This is a genomic window from Rhizobium sp. T1470, assembly GCF_042140505.1.
GTDB lineage: Bacteria > Pseudomonadota > Alphaproteobacteria > Rhizobiales > Rhizobiaceae > Rhizobium > Rhizobium favelukesii.
In genome coordinates this window covers 826238-846235 of record NZ_CP148092.1, presented here as the reverse complement: position 1 = coordinate 846235, position 19998 = coordinate 826238, and the positions used below count along the sequence as shown (strand labels likewise).

The window sequence follows — 19998 nt, the reverse complement described above, 5'->3', positions numbered from 1 at the left end:
AGGCCGATACGTTATTCGGTTGATCCGATGATGGAGTCCCCATGTCAGCCGCCCACGCTTTGCAGAAGGCCGATCTCGAACCGCGCAAGGGCAGCCCGAGCCCGCGCATTGACGAAAACGAGTTCAAGCGCCGGTTCCTCAATCAGTTCCAGGATCCGGCATACGAGCCGCTTGAAGCGGAGCTTTCCAAAGTCGCCGCCGCCGCGTGGGATGCCTACGATCACTCCCGCAAGAGCCCAAAGACGCGCAAGGCAGGCTTTGAATTCGCCGACCCCGAGTATGAACTCGCCATCGACTGGCTGGCTGCGCGTGACGCGATAGGCGTTGCGCAACAACGCCATGACGATCCGGATGGACCGGCCCGCTTCCTTCTCATCAATGGCTCCTCGCGCAGCGAACATACTTGCCCCGGTGAGGTCTCCAAGAGCTATCGGATGGTGGAGCTGGCAAGAAATGCTCTCAGCCGCGACCCTCAGGTTGAAGTCGAGCTGCTCGATTTAAGCCGCGTCGCGTCCGAGTACGGTCGTCAGATCCACCCCTGCAAGGCCTGTTTTTCGACGTCCGCCGCGCTCTGTCATTGGCCCTGTTCCTGTTACCCCAACTACTCGCTCGGGCAGATCCATGACTGGATGAACGACATCTATCCGATGTGGGTCGCCGCGCACGGCATCATGATCGTAACGCCGGTCAACTGGTGCCAGACATCGTCGCCACTAAAGCTGATGATCGATCGCCTCGTATGCGCCGATGGCGGCAATCCGGATCCGACCAGCACCCACGGCAAGGATGCGAAAGAGGCCAAGGAACTTGAGATGCAGGGCTGGGACTATCCCCGTCACCTGAAAGACCGGCTGTTTTCCGTCGTGGTTCACGGCGATACGGAAGGTGCCGAAAACGTTCGGCGAAGCGTTTCCGATTGGCTGAAATCCATGGATCTGGTTCCTGCAGGTGCGCTGGCCGAGGTCGATCGTTACATCGGCTACTGGGAGGCATATGCAACCAATCACCTGTCGTACGAACAGGACCAGGCGATAAAGGAGGAAGTCCGCAACGCGGCGCAGACGCTCTATGACGCCGTCGTGGCAAGGCGACAAGGCAAGCAGGTGACGGCAGGCCGCGATTTCAAACAACCGCGTCAGAAATAGGCGCAGGCAATGAATTCCTATATCGCGACGCTCTTCATCCTTGGCGTGATCATACTCCTGACGGCCTGGCTTCCGCTTGCGCTACGCCGACTGCCACTGTCCCTACCCATCTGTTGTATCGCAATCGGTGTCGTTCTTTCGTGGTCGCCGTTTACACCCCTTCCACAATCGAACCCGCTTGAAAACATCGTGCTGGCCGAGCGCCTGACCGAATTCGTCGTCATCGTTGCCTTGATGGGCGCGGGATTGAAAATCGACAGACCGCCTGGTTGGCGAAGCTGGGCGATCACGTGGCGGCTACTTGGCGTAGCCATGCCACTTTCCATTGCTTTGATCGCGTTGCTTGGTTGGAGCGTGCTCGGTTTTGGCGTGGCCTCCGCGCTGCTTCTTGGGGCAGCACTTGCTCCAACCGATCCGGTCCTGGCCGCAGATGTTCAGGTCGGGCCGCCCCAGACAGGCGAGGAAGATGACATCAGATTCGCTTTGACCTCCGAGGCAGGTTTGAACGATGGCCTGAGCTTTCCGTTCGTCATGGCCGCTATCGCGATCGCCTCACAGGCGGGACCGGGTACCGGTTGGCTTTCCCACTGGCTCGCCGTGGATGTTTTCTGGAGATTGACGGCAGGTGTCGCCATGGGGTGGCTTTCCGGGCAGATCCTCGGCTATCTGACCTTCAAGGTGCCGAAGGCCGGGCGGATCGCCAGGACAGGTGACGGATTGGCAGCGCTCGGCTTCACATGTCTTTCGTATGGTGCAACCGAACTCATTCATGGATATGGCTTCGTCGCCGTTTTCGTGACGGCGCTCACACTTCGCAACGTCGAAAGACACAGCAGCTACCATGGCGACCTTCACGATTTCGGTGAACAGATCGAACGCCTGCTGATGATGCTGTTGCTGGTCTGCTTCGGCTCTACGCTTGCTGAAGGATCGCTGCTGTCGCTGGTCGACTGGCGTGTCGCAATCGTCGCTGGCTTGACGCTGATCGTGGTTCGTCCGCTCGCGGGATGGTCAGCCTGATCGGCAGCGGGCACCGATCGGCGGAGAAGCTGATCGTTTCGATCTTCGGAATCCGCGGCCTCGGTTCGATCTACTATCTCGCCTATGCCTCCGGGAAGGCTCCGTTCGAGCGCCTTGACGTGATCTGGGCCACGGTCTTTCTGATCATTCTGATTTCCGTCGTGGTGCACGGCGTTGCCGTGACACCTGTCATGCGGTGGATCGACAGTGAAAGAGGTGTCGACGCCATGCGCCCGATCAAGGCACGAGAGGGAGGCGGCGAACGCGTTTCGCGTTGACGAGAGCAACTGGCAACACTGTCCAGCGTTTTGCTGACAGTCGGGAGGCCGGATAAAGTCGCTCGCGCCTTGCGGAAACCTTGGGTCGGATTGCGCGTTTCCACGGCAACAGAAACGAACGGAGGAACGCTCATGAAACTGCTTCACGACTGGCTTGACGACAAACTCGAGGAACTTGGTCAAGCCGGCTACGAAAATGACACGTCAATGTTCGAAAAGCATGCCGATTTGCTTCGGGCGCAGGCTGCGGCGGACGGGTACGACGTCAGCGAACTGAACGAACTTTGCGGCGGCGATATCGCAGCGTTTCTGCGAGACCGCCAAGCCGCCATGAACGAGGCTGATATGGCCGACAAACTCGCTGACGATGACGCCTAGCGAGGTGATGACGATTTATAATGCGGAGCGACGACGTCATCGAGGCGCGGCAATCTCCATGAAGTTTTTGATTGCCGCTGCCAATGCAGCCGGATTTTCTTCCGCGACATGATGACCGCTGTCGATCCCAAAGCCGGTCACGTCGTCGGCCCAGCAGCGCCAGAGACTGACCGGATCGCCATAGATTTCCCCAAGGTCGTCTCTCAGCGACCACAAGCAGAGCATCGCAGCGCGGATCCGGCGACCGGCTTTGCGGTCTTCGCGATCGTGAATATGATCGATCCGCAACCCGGCGCGATAGTCTTCGATCATCCCATGAACCACCGCCGGATCATGGATGCAGTCAAGAAGATCGTCATAGGCTTCCGCGCCCATCAGATCCGGGTTCAGTTTGTCATACCATGCTGTCGGATTGGCCATGATCGCGCGCTCCGGCTTCTCCGGCTGCGCGAAGAAGAACCAATGATACCATGCCTTTGCAAACTTCCAGTCGGCCCGTTCCAGATGTTCCAGAACCGGCAGACCATCGATGGTAACCAAACTGCGCACGGTGGCCGGATGATCCATCGCCATGCGAAAGGCCGTGAGGCTTCCCCTGTCGTGTCCAACCACGTGGAAGCTATCATGACCAAGAACCCGCATCATTTCGACAAGGGCATGCGCCTTCGACCGCTTTGAAGAATGTCGGCTATCGGGGCTGTCGGGAGGGATGAATGATTGGCCGAAGCCAGGCAGGTCGGGGCAGACCACGGTAAAGTCGGGCGACAGGCGCTCAGCCACCTTGTTCCAGGTCATGTGTGTCCTTGGATGGCCATGGAGGAGCAGGATTGGCGGCCCTGCCCCTCCTCGGCGAAGGCGAAGAGTACCCCTGCTGATCTTGATCGCTTCCAAAACGAACCCGTCGAACATCAGCCGGCCTCACGCCAAATTCCGGGTTTTGCCGAGCCGCTTTATGGCTTGCTCCAGCGGCCGCTCGCAATCGCAGTAATCCTCCCATGCTGATGTCTTCGTCAGCAGCCGCGGTGCCGTTCGAACGGTGAAGCGTCTGGGATCGAGATCGGCCTTCACCTGTGCCCAGGTGAGCGGCATCGATACCGTGGCGCCGGCCCTGGCTCGTGGCGACAAGGGAGCAACCGCGGTGGACATGCGATCGTTGCGCAGGTAGTCGAGGAAAATTCGACCATTCCTCAGGCTCTTCGTCATTTTCACCAGATAGAGATCCGGATTGTCGCGCGCCATTTGCCGGCATACGTCATATGCAAAGGTCTTTGCTTGCGGCCATGAGAGAGCCTTTCGCTTGTTTGCGGCAAGCGGTGTGACGACATGCAGCCCCTTGCCTCCGGTGGTCTTGCAGAAGCTCACCAGGCCCAGTTCCTCGAGCCTGTCCTTCATTTCCCGGGCGGCGGCAACGACAGTCGAGAACGCGACGTCAGGTCCCGGATCGAGGTCGAAGACCAATCGTCCCGGGACTTCCGGCTTACCCGGTTGGCAATTCCACGGGTGGAGTTCGACAGCGGCAATCTGGGCGACGGCCGCCAATCCCTCCGGGCGATCAATCTGGAGATAGGGCTTCCTGTCGCCGAATACCTCGACCAGCTCCAGGAGGTTCGACGTGCCCTGCATGGCGTGCCGCTGAAAGAACTGCTCGCCGTTTATGCCATCTGGCGCACGGATGATGGAGCATGGTCGACCGGCAATATGCCTGATGAGCCACGCACCGACCGCCTCGTAGTAGCGAGCCAGCTCTTCCTTGGTCACGGTGCCATCGTCGTTGGCATCGGGCCAGAGCGGCTTGTCGGGACTGGAAATCAGCACGCCCATCACCTCGACCTTGGCGTTTTTCCCGCGACCCTGTCTGGCGGCGGGCCCAGGCTCTGGTGTGACCGTACCAGCGGCCGGGGCTGGCAGATCGACTTCGACTTCGCTCGCAGGCTTGTCTTTGCGCAGAGCCTTGAAGGCTGCCTGACGCACGAGGCCGTCTGCCGTCCATCCGGCGAATTCAATCTCGGCAACAAGCTCGGGCTTGACCCATACGACATCGCGATCTGGCCTCGGCGATCCGGTGCCGGTAAAGCTCGACCGGGCCGTCTCCAGCGCCTCGAGCTCCGGCAATAGCCCTTCGAGCTTCTTTGCTGCAAGGCCGGTTCCCACGCGACCGACATAGATTAGATGGTCTTTGCGATAAACACCGACCAGTAGCGATCTGAACCTGCCGTTGATCCTTGCATAGCCGCCGATAACGACCTCATGCCCGGCACGACATTTCGATTTGGCCCACGTATGGGCGCGCCCTGATTGATACGGTGCGTCGGCCCGTTTCGAGACGATGCCTTCGAGTGACAGCTTGCAGGCAGACTTCAATACAGCGTCGCCTCCGGTCTCGAAATGCTCCACAAAACGGATCCGCGGATTGCTCGGAGCGTTATTCAAGAGGGTGGCGAGACGATTCTTTCTGTCGCTCAGTGGCCGCGCGCGAAGGTCTTCGTTGCGGTCGAAAAGCAGATCGAATGCGAAGAAAACAAGATCTCCGGTCTTGCGTTCGGAAAGCGCGGCTTGAAGTGCGGCGAAATCTGGCGCGCCCTGTTCATCCAGCGCACAGATCTCGCCGTCTAAAATGGCATCTGGAAGAGCCGAGGCGCCATCCGCTATTTCGGTGAACTTTGCTGTCCAATCTAATCCTTTCCTCGTCTTCAGCGTGACCTCGTTATCAAACACCCGCATCTGCACCCTGTAGCCGTCGAATTTGATTTCATGGACCCAATCGGCTCCAGACGGCGGGCGCTGCACCGTCTCGCAGAGCTGCGGCGCAATAAAGTCCGGCAGTTCGGCAGGCGCATCCTCTGTTGGCCGCTTGGCGTTTTGCCTCTTGGATCTGCGAGGCTCTGCAGGCGCGCCGCCATCGCTTCCCCACACGGCGTCGGCGCGCACTTTTCCTCCTTTGACGATGAATGCGGCCGGTTGTCGACCTTTGCCCGAGGCAATCGCTTCCATGGTTCTGCCCGATGCCACCGAAGTCTGGTTCTCCTCCACAATGTCGGAGCCACGGTCTTCCAGAGCAAACGCGTCATGATGTTTGATCAGCAGCCAGTTCGAACGGTTGCCCCGATCTCGATCGTTGCGCATGCGCACGAGAACGAAGCTTCCTTGCAGGCGTTGGCCATCGAGCCTGAACTTCAACTCGCCCTTTTCCAGCGCCCGCTCCGGCCCTTTAGGCCCTTCCGGTTCCCAGTAGCCGCGGTCCCACACCATGACCGTGCCGCCACCATACTGGCCCTTGGGGATCGTGCCTTCGAAGTCGCCGTAGTCGAGCGGATGATCCTCGACCTCAACCGCAAGGCGCTTGTCACGCGGATCAAGCGACGGCCCTTTGGTGACCGCCCAGGATTTGAAGACGCCGCGAACTTCGAGCCTGAGATCGTAGTGCAGGCGGGAGGCGGCGTGCTTTTGAATGACAAAGCGTCGGCGGCTGGCCTTTTCAATCGGCGTGTCGCCACTCGGCTCCGAAGTCTTTTGGAAGTCTCTTTTGGCTCGATACTTCGATAACGTGTCGGTGGCCATGGCTGCTCTCGAAGGTGACCTCGTTTGAGTGAAATGCCGCTTCGCGATGGTGGTTCCATGGGCTTCTTCGCCGTTGGCTACTTCAGGCGGTCCGCCGTCTCGCCGAGCGAGTCCGCGACATACGCACCGCGCGATCCCATCGGCAGCTCGGGCCCGGTGGTGGTGTCTTTCGCGGTCTGGTGTTCCAACTCTGCATTCAGTTCGCCGCCGACGATCAGGATCACGATCGAAAGCCACGTCCAGATGAGGAATGCGATAAGCGTGCCTAGGGTCCCGTAAGTGGCGCTGTAGTCGGCGAAGTGGTTCATGTAGAACGAGAAACCGAGCGACATGGCAAACCATGTCAGCGTCACGAGCACCGCACCCCAGGTCATCCAGCGGAATTTTGCCGGCTCCCGGCTTGGGCCGAAGCGGTAGACGGCGGTCACGGTTGCGCCGACGATCAACAGAAGCACTGGCCACCTTAGCAACAAGGCCATATGTTCCTTGAACTGATCGAGCCACAGGTAGGAAAGCACCGCCGGCATCACAGCGACCAGCCCGATCATGATCGCCGCGCATGGCATTGCACAGAGCGTAAAGCACAAGGCGATTGCATTCAGTTTGACCAAGCTGCGCTTCTCCTTCTCTTCGTAGGCGACATTCATCGCATCAAACACGGCCAGTGTGCCGCTGTGAGTGCTCCACAGGGCAATGCTCAATGCGACGATGAAGGTCACGCTGAGCGTGCTGTTGCGACTTTCGACCAGGTTCTTGATCTGATCGGAGATGATGTCAAAGGCGCCCGGCGGGAGCAGGCCGGCAAGTTCACGAAGATGATCAGACATTGTGACAGGATCGGCCATCAGACCATAAAGTGCGACCAATGCCGCAAGCGCCGGGAAGAGGGCCAGCAACAGATAGAATGTCACCCCTCCAGCGATCAGCGTCACGCGGTCGTCGGACACCTCCTTGACCACGCGAAAGAAGACGTCACGCAATCCTTTGATCGGTATGGCTTCTGGAACCGCGGCATGTCTCCCGCGCCCAGGCTCCAAAGGATCGATCGTTCGAACCCCAGCCGGATTGAGATGCGACCTGCCGAGAAGGATTGCGCCGCTCACGGCCGCGATCAATAAGACCGTAGCGGTTGACACCCTCTGGGACGGTGGCCGTCTTGGCATCGGGCAATTCCCGTTTCTCGCCAAGATTAACGCAGCTGTTCCCGAAAGGATGCGTTTGATCATCCATACAATTGCTGTCCCCCGAGGCGCTTGCCCGGTGTCGGCGTCGATATTGTCTTTCCTACCGGTCGAGACGCGGCGGACGGGGGCGCCGGGCCGATGGAGCGCCGGTGATATTTGCCACCCCTGAGATCGCTTGAAGAATCGTGAAGCGACAGCGTCGGGCGCACGAAATTGCTTTCCTCTCCCTTGCGCGGTTCACTGTTTCTTGACCGATTGTCGGCATAAGGGATGTGCGATTATTGGGCCGCACTGACGGGTGTTTGATGGTTCCCTACATGCTATTTAGAATCTGGTCCGCAGTTGCCGTGTTGACGGCTCTTGTTGCCATCAACCCTTTTGGCAGAGACGTCGCCGATCCGATCACGACTGGCACCATTGGGGTTGAGCAGCGATAGCGGTCGCTCGAGGCATCGAAAGCGCGTGTCTGCCGTTACCCCGCGCGCAAAAAGTTGTCCGCGCGCGGCTCAAAACCCGGTGCGATGCTCATTTACCGTCTTGCTTAAAATACTGACCACCGATCCTTTCATCATCCAGCGATCGCGATATATTTGTCGTTGGGGGGATCGAAACTTGGACAGATACACCATTCAACAGCAGGAAGACGGCAACTGGGCGGTCCTGGATCAGCAGAAGGGCGCGCTGATTGTTGACCCGATGATGACACAGACCACAACTCGTCTGAGCGCTCAGGCTCTCGCCGATCTCAAGAACGGCCTTCAGCCGCGCCGACAAGAGAAGATCCGGACACGGCTTGGCGCGATTGCGGACATCGTGAGAAGACTTCGCGCCCGCAGTGCCTAGCATTCCGGCCTGCCGCTCAGCCTGTGCCGCTTATCTTGTCACCCATGAGCGTGAACGTCCGTGCAGGCTTTGCCGATGGCGGCGATAACCCCAACCTCGGGCGCCCTAACGTCTCTCCCAGCCAAAGACACTGCGTCCGCCGAAATGCTCCGAATCGCGAAACTCGCCGGCAATGATCTCCTTAAGGTCGGGTCCGGTGACGTACTGCTCCATCTGTCGTGACTGGATATCCAGGCGTTTTAAAGCAGCCAGTTCCTCCTCGCGTCCGAGCTTGCCTTTGGAGATCGCCGATTTCATCACGCGGATGGTTTCGTCATATACCTTCAACGGCACGGGAAACGGATGACGATCCTTGCCGCCGTGGGCAAGCGAAAACCTGGCTGGATCGGAGAAGCGGCAGGGCGCACCGTGTACCACCTCCGCCACCATGGCCAGCGCCTTTACCGTGCGTGCCCCAACGCCCGGCACGAGCAGCAGATCCTGATAGTCTTTCGGGCCGCAATCGGCAGCAGCGGCCAGACTTCCATGCAGGCGCTTCATGACGATGTCGCCAGCGCGCACGTCGTGATGAGCCGGCATGACAAGATGCGGCAAGACCAGCTGATCGGCCACGACGGCTTCCCGCTCGGCGCTTTGGGCGAGTGCGCTTGCCTCCCGCGCGATGCCGTCGGGTCCGAGTGTTGCGAGGATGTCAAGTTGACCAAGCCGCGATCGATCTGCCCGCCGATCAGCGAGATTGATGATATTGCCCTGCCCACGCCCCTCGATCGCACGGTGGGGTGAATCGAGGAAATTCTCCAGGCCCTCCGACAGCCAATGATACCGCCTGGCCTGGCGCCTTTCATCATTCATCCCCTGCTGCACGACGACCCATTTGCCGTCATCGGCAACGATGAACCCATGCAGGTAAAGATCAAATCCGTCCTGAACGGCAGCGCTGTCCACCTTGGCGACCAAACGGCTGACGCCGGCAAGGCGAGCACCATCGATCCCGACGCGATATCCGATATCGACCAGCTCTTCCGGCGTCTTGCGGGACTGGGCGCCTCGACCACCGCAAACATGCAGTCCCAATTCGCCCGACAGCGGTTTCAGGCCGCGCTTGAGAGCCCCGATCACGCTGGTGGTGATACCAGAGGAGTGCCAGTCCATTCCCATGACCGAACCGAAGGACTGGAACCAGAATGGCTGCGACAGGCGGCGGAGAAACTCGTCGCGGCCGTAGTGATGGACGATTGCCTCGGCGATGAGCGCGCCGAGCCTGGTCATTCGATCGCTGAGCCAAGGAGGAACCCGTCCGCCATGAAGCGGTAAGTCAGCACTGCCTGATCGTTTGGACATCTATTCGGTTACTCGTCTCGGTTCAGCTCGTTGCCTTGCGGCAGAGATCGGATTGCCAGGCCAGTTGTTTTTTCCGGGTCCGCACTTCCAGCATGTCGATCCGATGGGCGCTATCGCCAGCATATTGCGGATTTTCCCGAAGGCGCGCAAGCAGGCGGCCCTACACGTTCGACTGCAGGAACATCCAATTTTCGGAGCAACCCACGCGTGTTCGTATGCCCTTTAGGGCAATATTAGAATTGCTACACATGTGGTAGCATCCAACGCTCGGGAGGGATTTAAACCTAATCTTTGCTTGGGGGCGCAACGGAACGGCCGTAAGGCTCCCGCAATTTGCATATTTGCCAAATCTTCATGTCAGGAGCCGCTCGTTCCTGTGGAACGTAACAATTATTCGAATGTACGCAAGCATCATTGCGTCATGCAGCCACCTCATATCCGCAGTCATAGGGAGGGGCACCTTTATGCCCTGAATGCTGTTCAAGAACGGAGGCAAGCATCATGAGTAGCATGAGAAACCTTTGCTTTGGTCTGTTGGCTTCGGCGCTGACGAGCGCACTGGCTGCGCCAGCAGTTGCACAGCAACAGCAGCCAAAACCCAACATCCTTGTCATCATGGGTGACGATGTCGGCTGGTTCAATATCGGGGCCTATCACCGGGGCATCATGTCGGGGAAGACGCCCAATCTCGACAAGCTGGCAGCCGACGGCATGATGTTTACCGACTATTACGCGGAGGCGAGTTGCACCGCCGGCCGGGCGAGTTTCATCACCGGCGAAATTCCGTTGCGCACCGGCCTGACGACCGTCGGTCAGGCGGGCGCAGACGTCGGCATGCCTGACAAGGCGGCAACGATTGCTGCCGCTCTCAAAACCGAGGGATACGCGACGGGGCAATTCGGCAAGAACCATCTCGGCGATTTGAACAAGTTTCTGCCGACACTGCATGGCTTCGACGAGTTCTTTGGCTACCTTTATCACCTCGATGCGATGTCAGACCCCTACTGGTATTCGTTTCCGAACGACCAATCGTACCGTGACAAAGTCGGGCCGCGCAACCTGGTCCACAGCTTTGCATCAGACACGGACGACACCAGCGAGCAACCGCGTTGGGGCAAGGTCGGCAAGCAGCGGATCGTAGACGAAGGTCCCTTAGCACCGTACCCCGACATGTCCAACGTGCCGAACATGCACGATATTGCCCCCAAGGCCAAATACGACATGGGTACGTTCGACGAAGTGCTGGTCAAGGCTTCGTGCGATTTCATGGACAAGGCCAAGACCGACGGCAAACCGTTTTTCGTCTGGCACAACACGACGCGCATGCACGTCTGGACTTTTCTGTCGCCCAAATACCAAGCCCTCATGAACAGCGAGAGCAACTACGGGCTCGAAGAAGCTGGAATGGCGCAGCTCGATGACAGCGTCGGTGCGATCCTGAAATGCGTGGAGGACGCGGGAGAGACCGACAACACCATCGTCGTTTTCACCACCGACAATGGGGCGGAGGTGTTCACCTGGCCCGATGGCGGCATGACCCCGTTCAAGGGCACCAAGGGTACCGTGATGGAGGGTGGCTTCCGCGCACCGGCCATCATCCGCTGGCCGGGCAAGGTCAAGCCGGGTACGGTCGAGAACGGCATATTTTCGGCTCTGGATTGGTTCCCCACACTGGTGGCGGCTGCTGGCAATCCTAACATCACCGATGAACTTCTGAAGGGCACGAAGTTGGGTGATCAGACCTACAAGAACCATCTTGACGGCTACAACCAGTTGGACCTGTTGCAGGGCAATTCGCCATCCGCACGTCATGAATTCTTCTACTTCGGCGGCCCTTCTCTGGGGGCAGTTCGCATCGATGACTTCAAGTATCAGTTCTTCCAGCAGCCACAGGGCTGGCCCGGCGCAAAGGTCACGACGGACATGCCCACCATGGTCAATATCCGCCAGGACCCCTTCGAGCGGACACCGTCGATTGGCTCGCAAAACCTCAACGACCTTGGTGGAGGCTACATGAATGACTTCTATGCCCGCGAGTTCTGGCGCTTCGTCAGTGTTCAGCAGGAAGTCGGCAAACTTGCGCTCACGGCAATAGACTATCCGCCGATGCAGGACCCGGCCTCGTTCAACCTCGAGGCCGTAAAGCGGCAGATCGATGCAGCCATTAAGAACAAGCCGGGCAATTAGTCGAGCGCGCTCAAGATGACGGGTGGTCCGACGGCTGCCCGTCTTTTTTTGAAATGTCCGTCAAATCACGCGCGGCATTTTTGGGTCCGCTAGGGCCAAAAGTGATCCGTCTATTCGTTCGTTATCAATGTAGCTCATCGTCAGCCACGTCTGCCCTCAGTAGCTGATCCATGAGAGACGAGACGCTTCATGCCTTGTTCTGGAACATATCGTCTCGGGGAGAGTTCTCGCACGGCATAAACCGCCAAAGGAGGATGACATGGCAACCCAAAAGACGCTGGACGATCTTTTCCTCGATACGCTCAAAGATATCTACTACGCCGAGAAGCAAATTCTTCGAGCTCTTCCAAAGATGGCGCGCGCCGCGCAATCAGAGGAAGGAAAAGCCGGCTTCCAGAAGCATCGCGATGAGACACAAGGCCAGGTCGAGCGTCTGGAGCAGGTGTTCGACATGCTTGGCAAACCCGCCCGTGGCAAGACTTGCGAGGCTATTCAGGGCATTATCGCGGAAGGCGAGGATATTATGGAAGAGTTCAAAGGCTCTCCGGCGCTCGACGCGGGCCTCATCTCTTCCGCACAGGCCGTCGAGCACTATGAAATCGCCCGCTATGGCACGCTGATTGCCTGGGCCACTCAGCTCGGGCTCAAGAATGCGATCCCGCTCCTCAAGCAAAGCCTCGCCGAAGAGGAGGCGACCGACAAGAAGCTGACGCAGCTTGCCGTTACCGTCGCCAATGCGAAGGCGGCGTAGCGTTCACAACAGACAAGCGGCTGCCGCCAGCCCGGCGGCCGCCGCTCCCTCAACCGTTGGACGCCTTCATCCGATACAATCGACCGTGGCGAGGACCGATGCGCCGAAGACGCGCCACGGCCGCGACGCGTCTTCGGATACTCCATCACCTGACCGGCTCGCTTCTGCAGCAAATACGATCGTCAACGCACGTCCAAGCGTCACCGTCGAGCTACACGCATGACAAGCGAAACAACAAAGAGGACGAGGAACACGAAAAACAGCACCTGGGCGATCGAAGCGGATGCTCCCGCTATTCCGCCAAATCCCAGAACGCCGGCAATCAGAGCTATCACCAGGAACACCAACGCATAGTAAAGCATTTTCACCTCCATCATTGCGTGGAACGACAACGATGGACCGGCTAATTGGTTCCAGATGCATCCTGCCGCGTCCGGTCGACATTGCGACAGAGACCAAGTTCGGCGATGGGTTGTATGTCTATTGTCCCCGGGGCCGAACACATGGCGCAACGCGACGGCCAGCTCTCGCATCAACCTCTGACCTCGCCGACAAGCTTCAGCGTATCGAGGCGATCGATGATCTGCTTTGCTCGCTCCTCCCCGAGCAGGTCGGGCACCGCTGACGGCCATAATTCAAGTGCGCGTTTTACGACCGTCGTCACCTCGCGGGTGATCCATTTGGAGTCGAGCCGGAGAAAACTTGCGACGCGTTCGAAACGATGGAGGTCCACGTTTTCGAAGTTTTGTGTTTTGACAAACCTGAGAGCCATTTTGTCTGCCGGCATGTAGAAGATTGTCGGCACGATATCGTAGGCCGGCGAGAGCCGGACCTCGCCTGGCTGCGGAAAGCAAAAAGACCAGTTTTTCAGATGATTGTCGCCGTTTCCAAGCAGGACATCGGCAACGACACGGCGAACAGCCTCCATGATGTCGTCGCGATGATCGGAGCTGAAGCGCCGAACCATATTTATGACGGTTTCTGTGGTTGCCAGCGTGTACTTCCGATCACCGATTGCGCCGAGGATCTGTCCCGCATCCTCGATGTGAATACGGCCGCGGCCATCCTCAGTGCGATCAAAGCGATCGACGACGAGTACATTCTTACCATGCGCCAGGAGTTCAGCCGGAACGCCTTGAATTGCTTCGCGAGGAACGAGACGGCAGTTGGCTGTCCTGACCCCGATCATTCCAGCCAGTTGCATAGCCGCATGTTCGGCTTCGGGGAGGCCAGGGAACCTGTCGCTCCCCACTTTTATGATGCAACGACCGGTATCGCCGCGACCGGGAACCGTCAGCCGCTCGCCCTGTGGGTTGGCCGTGAACTTCAGCTGAACGCCGGCGAGCGAGAATTTTATGGTCCCGTCTGGCAACGGTGCCTTAAAGCCGTGGACATTCTGGAGCGTGAGTGGGCCCGCAGAGGGCGGCACGCCGGTTTCCGGAACAATCAGGACGGCACCTGGCAGATCAGCGCCCAGTCGGGTCAGGACATCGAACTCGTCGTGGTCACCCGGCCCCATCTCACTCAGGACCAGTTCTCGCAAAGCGCCTTCAGGCAACAATCCGGAAAACCACGGGGGCAAGGTGCCACGCAGTCCGATTTTATCTGCTCTGCTTGCGAGCCGATCGCGCGTGCGTTCATCATCATCAGGGTCGTGCCAACCGAGGCTTAGAACCGGCCGTTTTGCGTCACGCAAATAGGTCTCGGCTACGACGAACGCGACGCCGCCGTCGGCATCGCGCGTCAAGGTCCCTGCCCTGATCGTACCGAGCGCGTGATCGAGAACATAGACACCGAGTATTGCTGGAACCTTCGCCATCACCTCTCCTCTTCATCGTCTTCACCAAGATCAACGAAAAGCTCATCGAATGCCGTTGTGACCTGTCGGGAGCGCCGGCTCTCCAAGGTCTGTTCGTCGATTAGCTGGCGCACTTCGTTCACGCGCGACCTTGGCACCAGCACCGGCACGAGGTCGAGGGCATCGCAAATTTCCGCAAAAAGGGTTAAGCGATCGCGTCCCAAGCGATTGTTTATTAGGTCACGTTCGAGCTCGGATATACGGGCTCGGTCGCGCCCGGTTCGCGTTCCGAGGTCAGGCTGAGTGATGCCGCGTCGCTTGCGAACTGAACGAAGTTGCGTGCCCAGAGTTGTGAAAATCGTGTCTATCATGCTGAATTCCGCTCATATGAATAAATCCGTGCGGAATATCGCACTTCCAGGCATTATAGATGTCCATGCGGAATTCAGCAATAGCGTAGTGGAATGTGCGGAATTCCGCTTTCCGATGACATGAACGGTGCAGGATTGCGTCGAGAAGGCACGCTTATGCTGTCTTTCATCCGGTCGAGACGGTGCGTCGCCCGATTGAGACGAATTGGGTTTGGGAGGATTGGAAATTGCGGCTCGGTTTTCGGCTGCTTTGTGCCGGTGCGGCGCTATTTGATGGTGTCGCGTTTGACCTCGCGGGCAGCCGGATATGACCTCGAATAAACGGACGCGCTACGCGCCATTTACGAGCCGAATTGCAACGATCGCTCTGATCTGAACCGTGGCTCCCCATCGCTTGGCTGTGGAGGCTCGGCGGCCTGCAGATATGTGTTTGCTGGCGCGGTCAGGACGAACCAAAGGCTGGCGCCGATGAGAAACAAGCTGCCCGCAGGGTCATCGGATCGGCTAAGAATTGGCAGGCAGGCGGAGATCAGAAGGATCATCAAGCGGAGGGCCCACTCGGTTTCGCGTTTTCTCAATGCCAGTGTGGCAAGCGCAAGATAGGCGCGTGCGTTGTAAAGTTGGCCGCGGCGATTGGACATGAGTTTAAACGCTGAAGGCAGGGACAGCATGACCAAAGTGGCAGCACCAAGCACCAACCCGGTGCCAGAAAGAAATCGGACGCTCAGTGCCAGCAGCACAAACAGCACGGAAAGATTCCAGCTAGGACCAAGTCTCTCCGGGGATTGACCGGTGCGGACATGCCAAGCGCGTAGCGCGCTCGACGCTCCGTCAAGCAACGGTCGATCAACGTAGCGATTGATGAATTCCATGCGGCGCCCCCGTGGTTCAGGAAAGAAGCCAACAGCAGTAAATTTCGGCACGAGCGTGGCAGACCCGGAAAGAGATGAAATCGGCAGTCTCTGCACAGGTGGATTTTTCCAGCCTTGTCCCTCACTTCCGCTGCGCGCACCCTGGGTCACGGCATGCGCTACGGGCCTGAAACGCTCTGTCGTGTGGCTGTGTCCATTCCTTTGCTTTGAGGGCATCGTTCAAGCATGGAACCTTAGCGCTGCTTGTCGGTTTTTTCATCAAAGACTGAGGATCGAACGATGACAACACTCATTTTGGCTGCGCTGTTATTGGTCGTCGCCATCAACGGCAAGAGGTTGCTTTATATTTGCGTCGGTTATCTCGACTACTGGCTGGAAGCGCGACGCAACCTGGATGTTTTAAGGAGCGCTACAAGGCGCCGCCGAGATGGCCCTTAAGCGACGGACAGTGCATTGTCGCAACGGATTGACGCCGGCACGGGGAACCGTTGGCGTTCGTGTGAAACAAATTCTCTCGCTTCCGATCACCGCGTGACTGAATTCTGTCGCTCGGGTCCTCCGCCGTGCCCGAACGCTCAGGAGGAATAGCCTCTCGGAACAAACACAGAAGAATTGTGTTCCTGTCGCGCCGATTAAATGCGGGGCTCTCATGGCACACGAACCTGTACACGACGTTGATCCCGGTGACTTCACGATGCTTGGCGCAACGCCGACTGAAGGCGGCGTTAACTTTGCGTTGTTTTCCGCCCATGCCGAGCGGGTGGAGCTTTGCCTCTTCGACGCAGACGGGCGCAAAGAAACGCGAATCTTGCTTCCCGAATACACCCATGAGATCTGGCATGGCCATATTCCAGGTTTGAAGCCGGGCGTGCTTTATGGCTACCGGGTCCACGGGCCCTACGAACCCGAAAACGGCCATCGCTTTAATCCCAACAAGCTGCTGCTCGATCCCTACGCGCGGGAGATCGTCGGCGAGGTGAATTGGGGCCAGACGACCTTCGCTTACGATCTGGAGAGCGAAGAGAAGGACCTGTCCTTCAACGACACAGACAGCGCTCCTGACATGCCGAAGTGTCGGGTCGTGGATGCGGCCGACTTCAGTGAAAAGGACACCAGACCGGGAACGCCCTGGTCACGCACCATTTTCTACGAGGCCCATGTCAACGGGATGACCAGGCTTCATCCGGCCATTCCGGAGGAACTGCGTGGAACATTCGAGGGTCTCGCGGAACGGGAGATCGTGCAGTATGTGAAGAGCCTTGGCGTGAGCTCGATCGAACTGTTGCCTGTCCACTATTTTCCAGACGACCCTCACCTCCTCGACAAGGGCCTGAGAAATTACTGGGGCTACAACACTATTGGTTTCTTCGCACCCGCGTCGAGATACTATGGTCCGCGCGGGCTTGCGGGATTTCGCGATATGGTCCGCTCCTTTCACGACGCCGGCATCGAAGTCATCCTCGACGTCGTCTACAATCACACTGCCGAGGGCAACGAACTTGGCCCGACCCTCTCCTTCAAGGGCATCGACAACTTCTCCTATTATCGGACTATGCCCGGCGAGCCGCGCTACTACATCAATGACACTGGCACCGGCAATACCGTGAATACGTCGCATCCGCGCGTTTTGCTCTTGGCTCCGGCGATATTTACGACTTTCGCGGGCGCAGGCCGTGGGCGAGCGTCAACTTCGTGACCGCCCATGATGGCTTTACGTTGAATGACCTGGTTTCATATAACGACAAACACAACGAGGCGAACGGCGAGGACAATCAGGACGGCCATGACCACAATCGGAGCTTCAATTACGGCGCCGAGGGACCAACCGACGACGCTGGCATAAATCTGGTCCGTGAGCGCCAGAAACGGAACTTTCTTGCCACGCTCCTTTTCTCCCATGGCGTGCCCATGCTGCTGGCTGGAGACGAGTTCGGCCGCAGCCAGATGGGCAACAACAACGGCTACTGCCAGGATAGCGAGGTCAGCTGGTTTCACTGGCAAGGCCTCCCAGACAGTGCAACCGAACTTCGGGAATTCACCGGCAGGCTGATCGCACTTCGCCAAAGCCAACCACTCCTGCGTCGAGAAAGCTGGCGCAATGGCATCGCCATTACCTGGCTGAACCCCACCGGCGGGGAGCAGACCGACGAGCACTGGGATGACGAGGGAAGCACGACACTCGGACTGCGGCTGTCGTGTGACGAACTGGTTGATGAGGAGGGATGGAATGACGTGCTATTTCTGTTCAACCCACACGATGGCCAGGTGATCTTCCATCTGCCGCATGCTGGAACCGGCTGGGTTCTTGAACTGACGACGGCCGATCCGGGCGTTGTGGCTGCCGACCTATTCCGAGCAGAAGACTATCCATTGGAGCCCCGCAGTCTCGCCCTGCTAAGGCCGAAGTGAGCGCTGCCCGCCGCAGTGAGTGATGCACCTCCGTTTCGCTTGCTTCGAGTAGAGCCTTTCTCGCCTTGCTGGTTTACAAGGCGATGTTGGCCGAGATTTCCCCGGCCGCCGACGTCCTGGTCATGGCAGGCGATCTGACGGATCTCGGCAAGCCGAAGGAAGCCGAACTGCTGGCGGCAAAATTGCGAAGCTGCACGATCCCCATCATCGCCGTTCTCGGAAATTGCGACCGCGAAAGCGGCATGGTCGACGAGGTATCGGCAGTGCTCATCGACGCATGCGTCAAACTCCTGAATGGCCAGCCCGTGGAGATCGACGGCGCGGCTTTCGTCGGGGTCAAGGGCTTTGCCGGCGGCCTTGGCCGCCATATGCTCGGATCATCCGGGGAAGCTGCCATCAAGGCCATGGTTGCGGAAAGCGTCGAGGAATCCATGCGGCTCAAAACGCCATGCGTCGCGTCAGATCAGACCGCGCGATGGTGGTTCTGCATTATGCCCCGATTGTCGGGACCGTGGAGGGCGAACCCCAGGAAATCTATCCCTTTCTGGGCTCGTCCAGGCTGGCCGAAACCATTGACCGCTTCCATGTCGCGGCCGTCAGGACCGCAGCCTCTGCAAAGCAATGCGTACTGTACCGTGAAATGTTCGTTGACGGCAGCTTCGAGGAATTCCCTTTGGGAAAGCGCCCGCGTCTGTCGGCGAAGGCCAGACAATTTCGAAGCCTTTCATCGTCGCCTCATGATTGAAACCGATAGACGCCAGTGACAAGGTGCTCGAAGTCGCAGCCGGCCGCCGCGCTTGGCGCGATTTGAGCGGATGGACATTGAAGGGCGGTAATCGACCAGACTTTCCCCTTCGGCCTCGCGCTGAGCGAACGCTCACTGCCGACTTCCCGAAGGCGCTTGCAATTGCGTCCTGTTGCCGCCTGCGGTTTGCCAGGGGAGGATAGTCGCTCGGAGCCGATTTTCCCATCTGCGGTCGGGAACTTTTGCAACAAACAGAAGTTGGATGACCTCAAGGAGCGGAGGAGGAAAGCGTCGTGAACTCATCCAAGCATCTCAAGTCCGACACGCCGAGCGACATTGATCTGGCCGACGATCCCGGGACAAGCGCTCTCGCGGCATCACATCGCCGCCTGAAGACGAAGAACTGCAAGGCGACAACACATTGAACGGTTTTGTTTCAAGCCGCCAGGACAAGCGAAGGGCAGAAGACATTGCCGATGATGCGTTCGGCGTTTCGCATGTCCAGAACAATCTGCGGGTCAAAAGCGGGGATGAAACCGTCGGCAACCCGAACATCTGAACTTGAGGAGCTTTGGCTCCTGCACCGGGAGATCGCAATGCCTTTCATATTGACGAGCGCCGCCTTCGCGGATGGTTGCGCCATCCCTGAAAAGTACAGCCGCCTTGGCGAAAACATCGCGCCGCCGCTGTCCTGGAGCGGCGCACCTGACAACACACGAAGCTTCGCATTGGTGGTCGAAGACCCGGATGCGCCGAACGGGACCTTCAGACACTGGGGCGTGTTTAACATTCCGCCCGAGCGCAACGAGTTGGCGGAAAGTTCCGATACCGCACCTGGAGGTACCGCCCGCTTTTGCAACAACGATTTTGGTAACGCGCGATATGACGGTCCGCAGCCGCCAAAGGGTCACGGGACCCACCGCTATCAGTTCAAGCTTGCTGCGCTCGACGTCCTCAATCTTTCGATCCCGGCCCAAGCTGGCGCGAAAGCGATGTGGGAGGAGGCTGGCAAGCATGCGATTGCCCAAGCGTCATTGACCGGGACCTTCGAGCAATCTTGAATGCCAGGATCGGATGAGAACGCGGGACGGGTTGCAGTTGATTGGACCACATGAGCA

The 19998-nt window shown here is 58.6% G+C and carries 19 protein-coding genes and 2 pseudogenes; 13 read left to right on the top strand and 8 right to left on the bottom strand.

Annotation, left to right across the window (positions count from 1 at the left end):
• Positions 1-41: 41 nt before the first annotated feature.
• The 4 genes from WGT02_RS25265 (at position 42) to WGT02_RS25250 (ending at position 2821) form a co-directional block, all read left to right on the top strand.
• Positions 42-1145 (top strand): flavodoxin family protein, encoded by a 1104-nt coding sequence (locus WGT02_RS25265; RefSeq protein WP_208247287.1) that lies wholly within the window; start codon positions 42-44, stop codon positions 1143-1145.
• Between the two features lie 9 nt (positions 1146-1154).
• On the top strand, positions 1155-2165 hold the full coding sequence (locus WGT02_RS25260; RefSeq protein WP_318246574.1) for a cation:proton antiporter: 1011 nt from the start codon (positions 1155-1157) through the stop codon (positions 2163-2165).
• Positions 2153-2443, top strand: a complete 291-nt coding sequence (locus WGT02_RS25255) for a hypothetical protein (RefSeq protein ID WP_318246575.1) — start codon at positions 2153-2155, stop codon at positions 2441-2443. Before WGT02_RS25260 ends, WGT02_RS25255 begins: the two co-directional genes overlap by 13 nt.
• 132 nt (positions 2444-2575) lie before the next feature.
• On the top strand, positions 2576-2821 hold the full coding sequence (locus WGT02_RS25250; protein WP_208247285.1) for a hypothetical protein: 246 nt from the start codon (positions 2576-2578) through the stop codon (positions 2819-2821).
• A 36-nt stretch (positions 2822-2857) separates the two neighbouring features.
• Here WGT02_RS25250 and WGT02_RS25245 read toward each other — a convergent pair whose 3' ends face one another.
• The 3 genes from WGT02_RS25245 to WGT02_RS25235 form a co-directional block, all read right to left on the bottom strand.
• A complete protein-coding gene (locus tag WGT02_RS25245) occupies positions 2858-3730 on the bottom strand; it encodes an alpha/beta fold hydrolase (protein WP_208247283.1) in 873 nt (290 codons plus the stop codon).
• A gap of 9 nt (positions 3731-3739) precedes the next feature.
• Positions 3740-6379 carry a DNA ligase D gene (gene ligD, locus WGT02_RS25240; RefSeq protein ID WP_208247282.1) on the bottom strand — a complete coding sequence of 880 codons (2640 nt, stop codon included), beginning with the start codon at positions 6377-6379 and terminating at the stop codon, positions 3740-3742.
• 77 nt (positions 6380-6456) lie between these two features.
• On the bottom strand, positions 6457-7542 hold the full coding sequence (locus tag WGT02_RS25235; protein ID WP_208247280.1) for a YihY/virulence factor BrkB family protein: 1086 nt from the start codon (positions 7540-7542) through the stop codon (positions 6457-6459).
• Positions 7543-8175: 633 nt separating this feature from the next.
• Here WGT02_RS25235 and WGT02_RS25230 point away from each other — a divergent pair.
• Entirely contained in the window at positions 8176-8406 is a 231-nt protein-coding gene (locus WGT02_RS25230; RefSeq protein WP_024316312.1) for a hypothetical protein, read from the top strand.
• Positions 8407-8511: 105 nt separating this feature from the next.
• Here WGT02_RS25230 and WGT02_RS25225 read toward each other — a convergent pair whose 3' ends face one another.
• Positions 8512-9747: a DUF763 domain-containing protein gene (locus WGT02_RS25225; RefSeq protein WP_208247278.1), complete on the bottom strand. Its 1236-nt coding sequence runs from the start codon at positions 9745-9747 to the stop codon at positions 8512-8514.
• A 501-nt stretch (positions 9748-10248) separates the two neighbouring features.
• Between WGT02_RS25225 and WGT02_RS25220 the strand changes: the two genes are divergently transcribed.
• Both WGT02_RS25220 and WGT02_RS25215 read left to right on the top strand, forming a co-directional pair.
• The gene (locus tag WGT02_RS25220; RefSeq protein WP_208247276.1) at positions 10249-11934 is read left to right on the top strand and encodes an arylsulfatase; all 1686 of its coding nucleotides are present in this window, start codon (positions 10249-10251) and stop codon (positions 11932-11934) included.
• 259 nt (positions 11935-12193) lie between these two features.
• On the top strand, positions 12194-12685 hold the full coding sequence (locus WGT02_RS25215) for a ferritin-like domain-containing protein (protein WP_208247274.1): 492 nt from the start codon (positions 12194-12196) through the stop codon (positions 12683-12685).
• 200 nt (positions 12686-12885) lie between these two features.
• Here WGT02_RS25215 and WGT02_RS25210 read toward each other — a convergent pair whose 3' ends face one another.
• The 4 genes from WGT02_RS25210 to WGT02_RS25195 all read right to left on the bottom strand — a co-directional run bounded on the left by WGT02_RS25210 (position 12886) and on the right by WGT02_RS25195 (position 15876).
• On the bottom strand, positions 12886-13047 hold the full coding sequence (locus WGT02_RS25210; protein WP_024316316.1) for a DUF1328 domain-containing protein: 162 nt from the start codon (positions 13045-13047) through the stop codon (positions 12886-12888).
• 170 nt (positions 13048-13217) lie between these two features.
• A complete protein-coding gene (locus WGT02_RS25205; RefSeq protein ID WP_208247272.1) occupies positions 13218-14504 on the bottom strand; it encodes a type II toxin-antitoxin system HipA family toxin in 1287 nt (428 codons plus the stop codon).
• Positions 14504-14854, bottom strand: a complete 351-nt coding sequence (locus WGT02_RS25200) for a helix-turn-helix transcriptional regulator (RefSeq protein WP_208247270.1) — start codon at positions 14852-14854, stop codon at positions 14504-14506. Before WGT02_RS25200 ends, WGT02_RS25205 begins: the two co-directional genes overlap by 1 nt.
• A 341-nt stretch (positions 14855-15195) precedes the next feature.
• Positions 15196-15876 (bottom strand): hypothetical protein, encoded by a 681-nt coding sequence (locus WGT02_RS25195; protein ID WP_339151209.1) that lies wholly within the window; start codon positions 15874-15876, stop codon positions 15196-15198.
• Positions 15877-16005: 129 nt separating this feature from the next.
• Here WGT02_RS25195 and WGT02_RS25190 point away from each other — a divergent pair, with 129 nt between their 5' ends.
• The 6 genes and pseudogenes from WGT02_RS25190 (at position 16006) to WGT02_RS25165 (ending at position 19941) form a co-directional block, all read left to right on the top strand.
• The gene (locus WGT02_RS25190; protein WP_167546231.1) at positions 16006-16164 is read left to right on the top strand and encodes a hypothetical protein; all 159 of its coding nucleotides are present in this window, start codon (positions 16006-16008) and stop codon (positions 16162-16164) included.
• 211 nt (positions 16165-16375) lie between these two features.
• Positions 16376-18135, top strand: a pseudogene (locus tag WGT02_RS25185) (glycogen debranching protein).
• A gap of 83 nt (positions 18136-18218) precedes the next feature.
• Positions 18219-18733 (top strand): annotated as a pseudogene (locus tag WGT02_RS25180) (metallophosphoesterase); the annotation flags it as partial.
• Between the two features lie 440 nt (positions 18734-19173).
• Entirely contained in the window at positions 19174-19305 is a 132-nt protein-coding gene (locus WGT02_RS25175; RefSeq protein WP_258579344.1) for a hypothetical protein, read from the top strand.
• On the top strand, positions 19302-19439 hold the full coding sequence (locus WGT02_RS25170; protein ID WP_082321346.1) for a BON domain-containing protein: 138 nt from the start codon (positions 19302-19304) through the stop codon (positions 19437-19439). Before WGT02_RS25175 ends, WGT02_RS25170 begins: the two co-directional genes overlap by 4 nt.
• Positions 19440-19476: 37 nt before the next feature.
• The gene (locus WGT02_RS25165) at positions 19477-19941 is read left to right on the top strand and encodes a YbhB/YbcL family Raf kinase inhibitor-like protein (RefSeq protein WP_208247268.1); all 465 of its coding nucleotides are present in this window, start codon (positions 19477-19479) and stop codon (positions 19939-19941) included.
• The last annotated feature ends 57 nt before the right edge of the window (positions 19942-19998 follow it).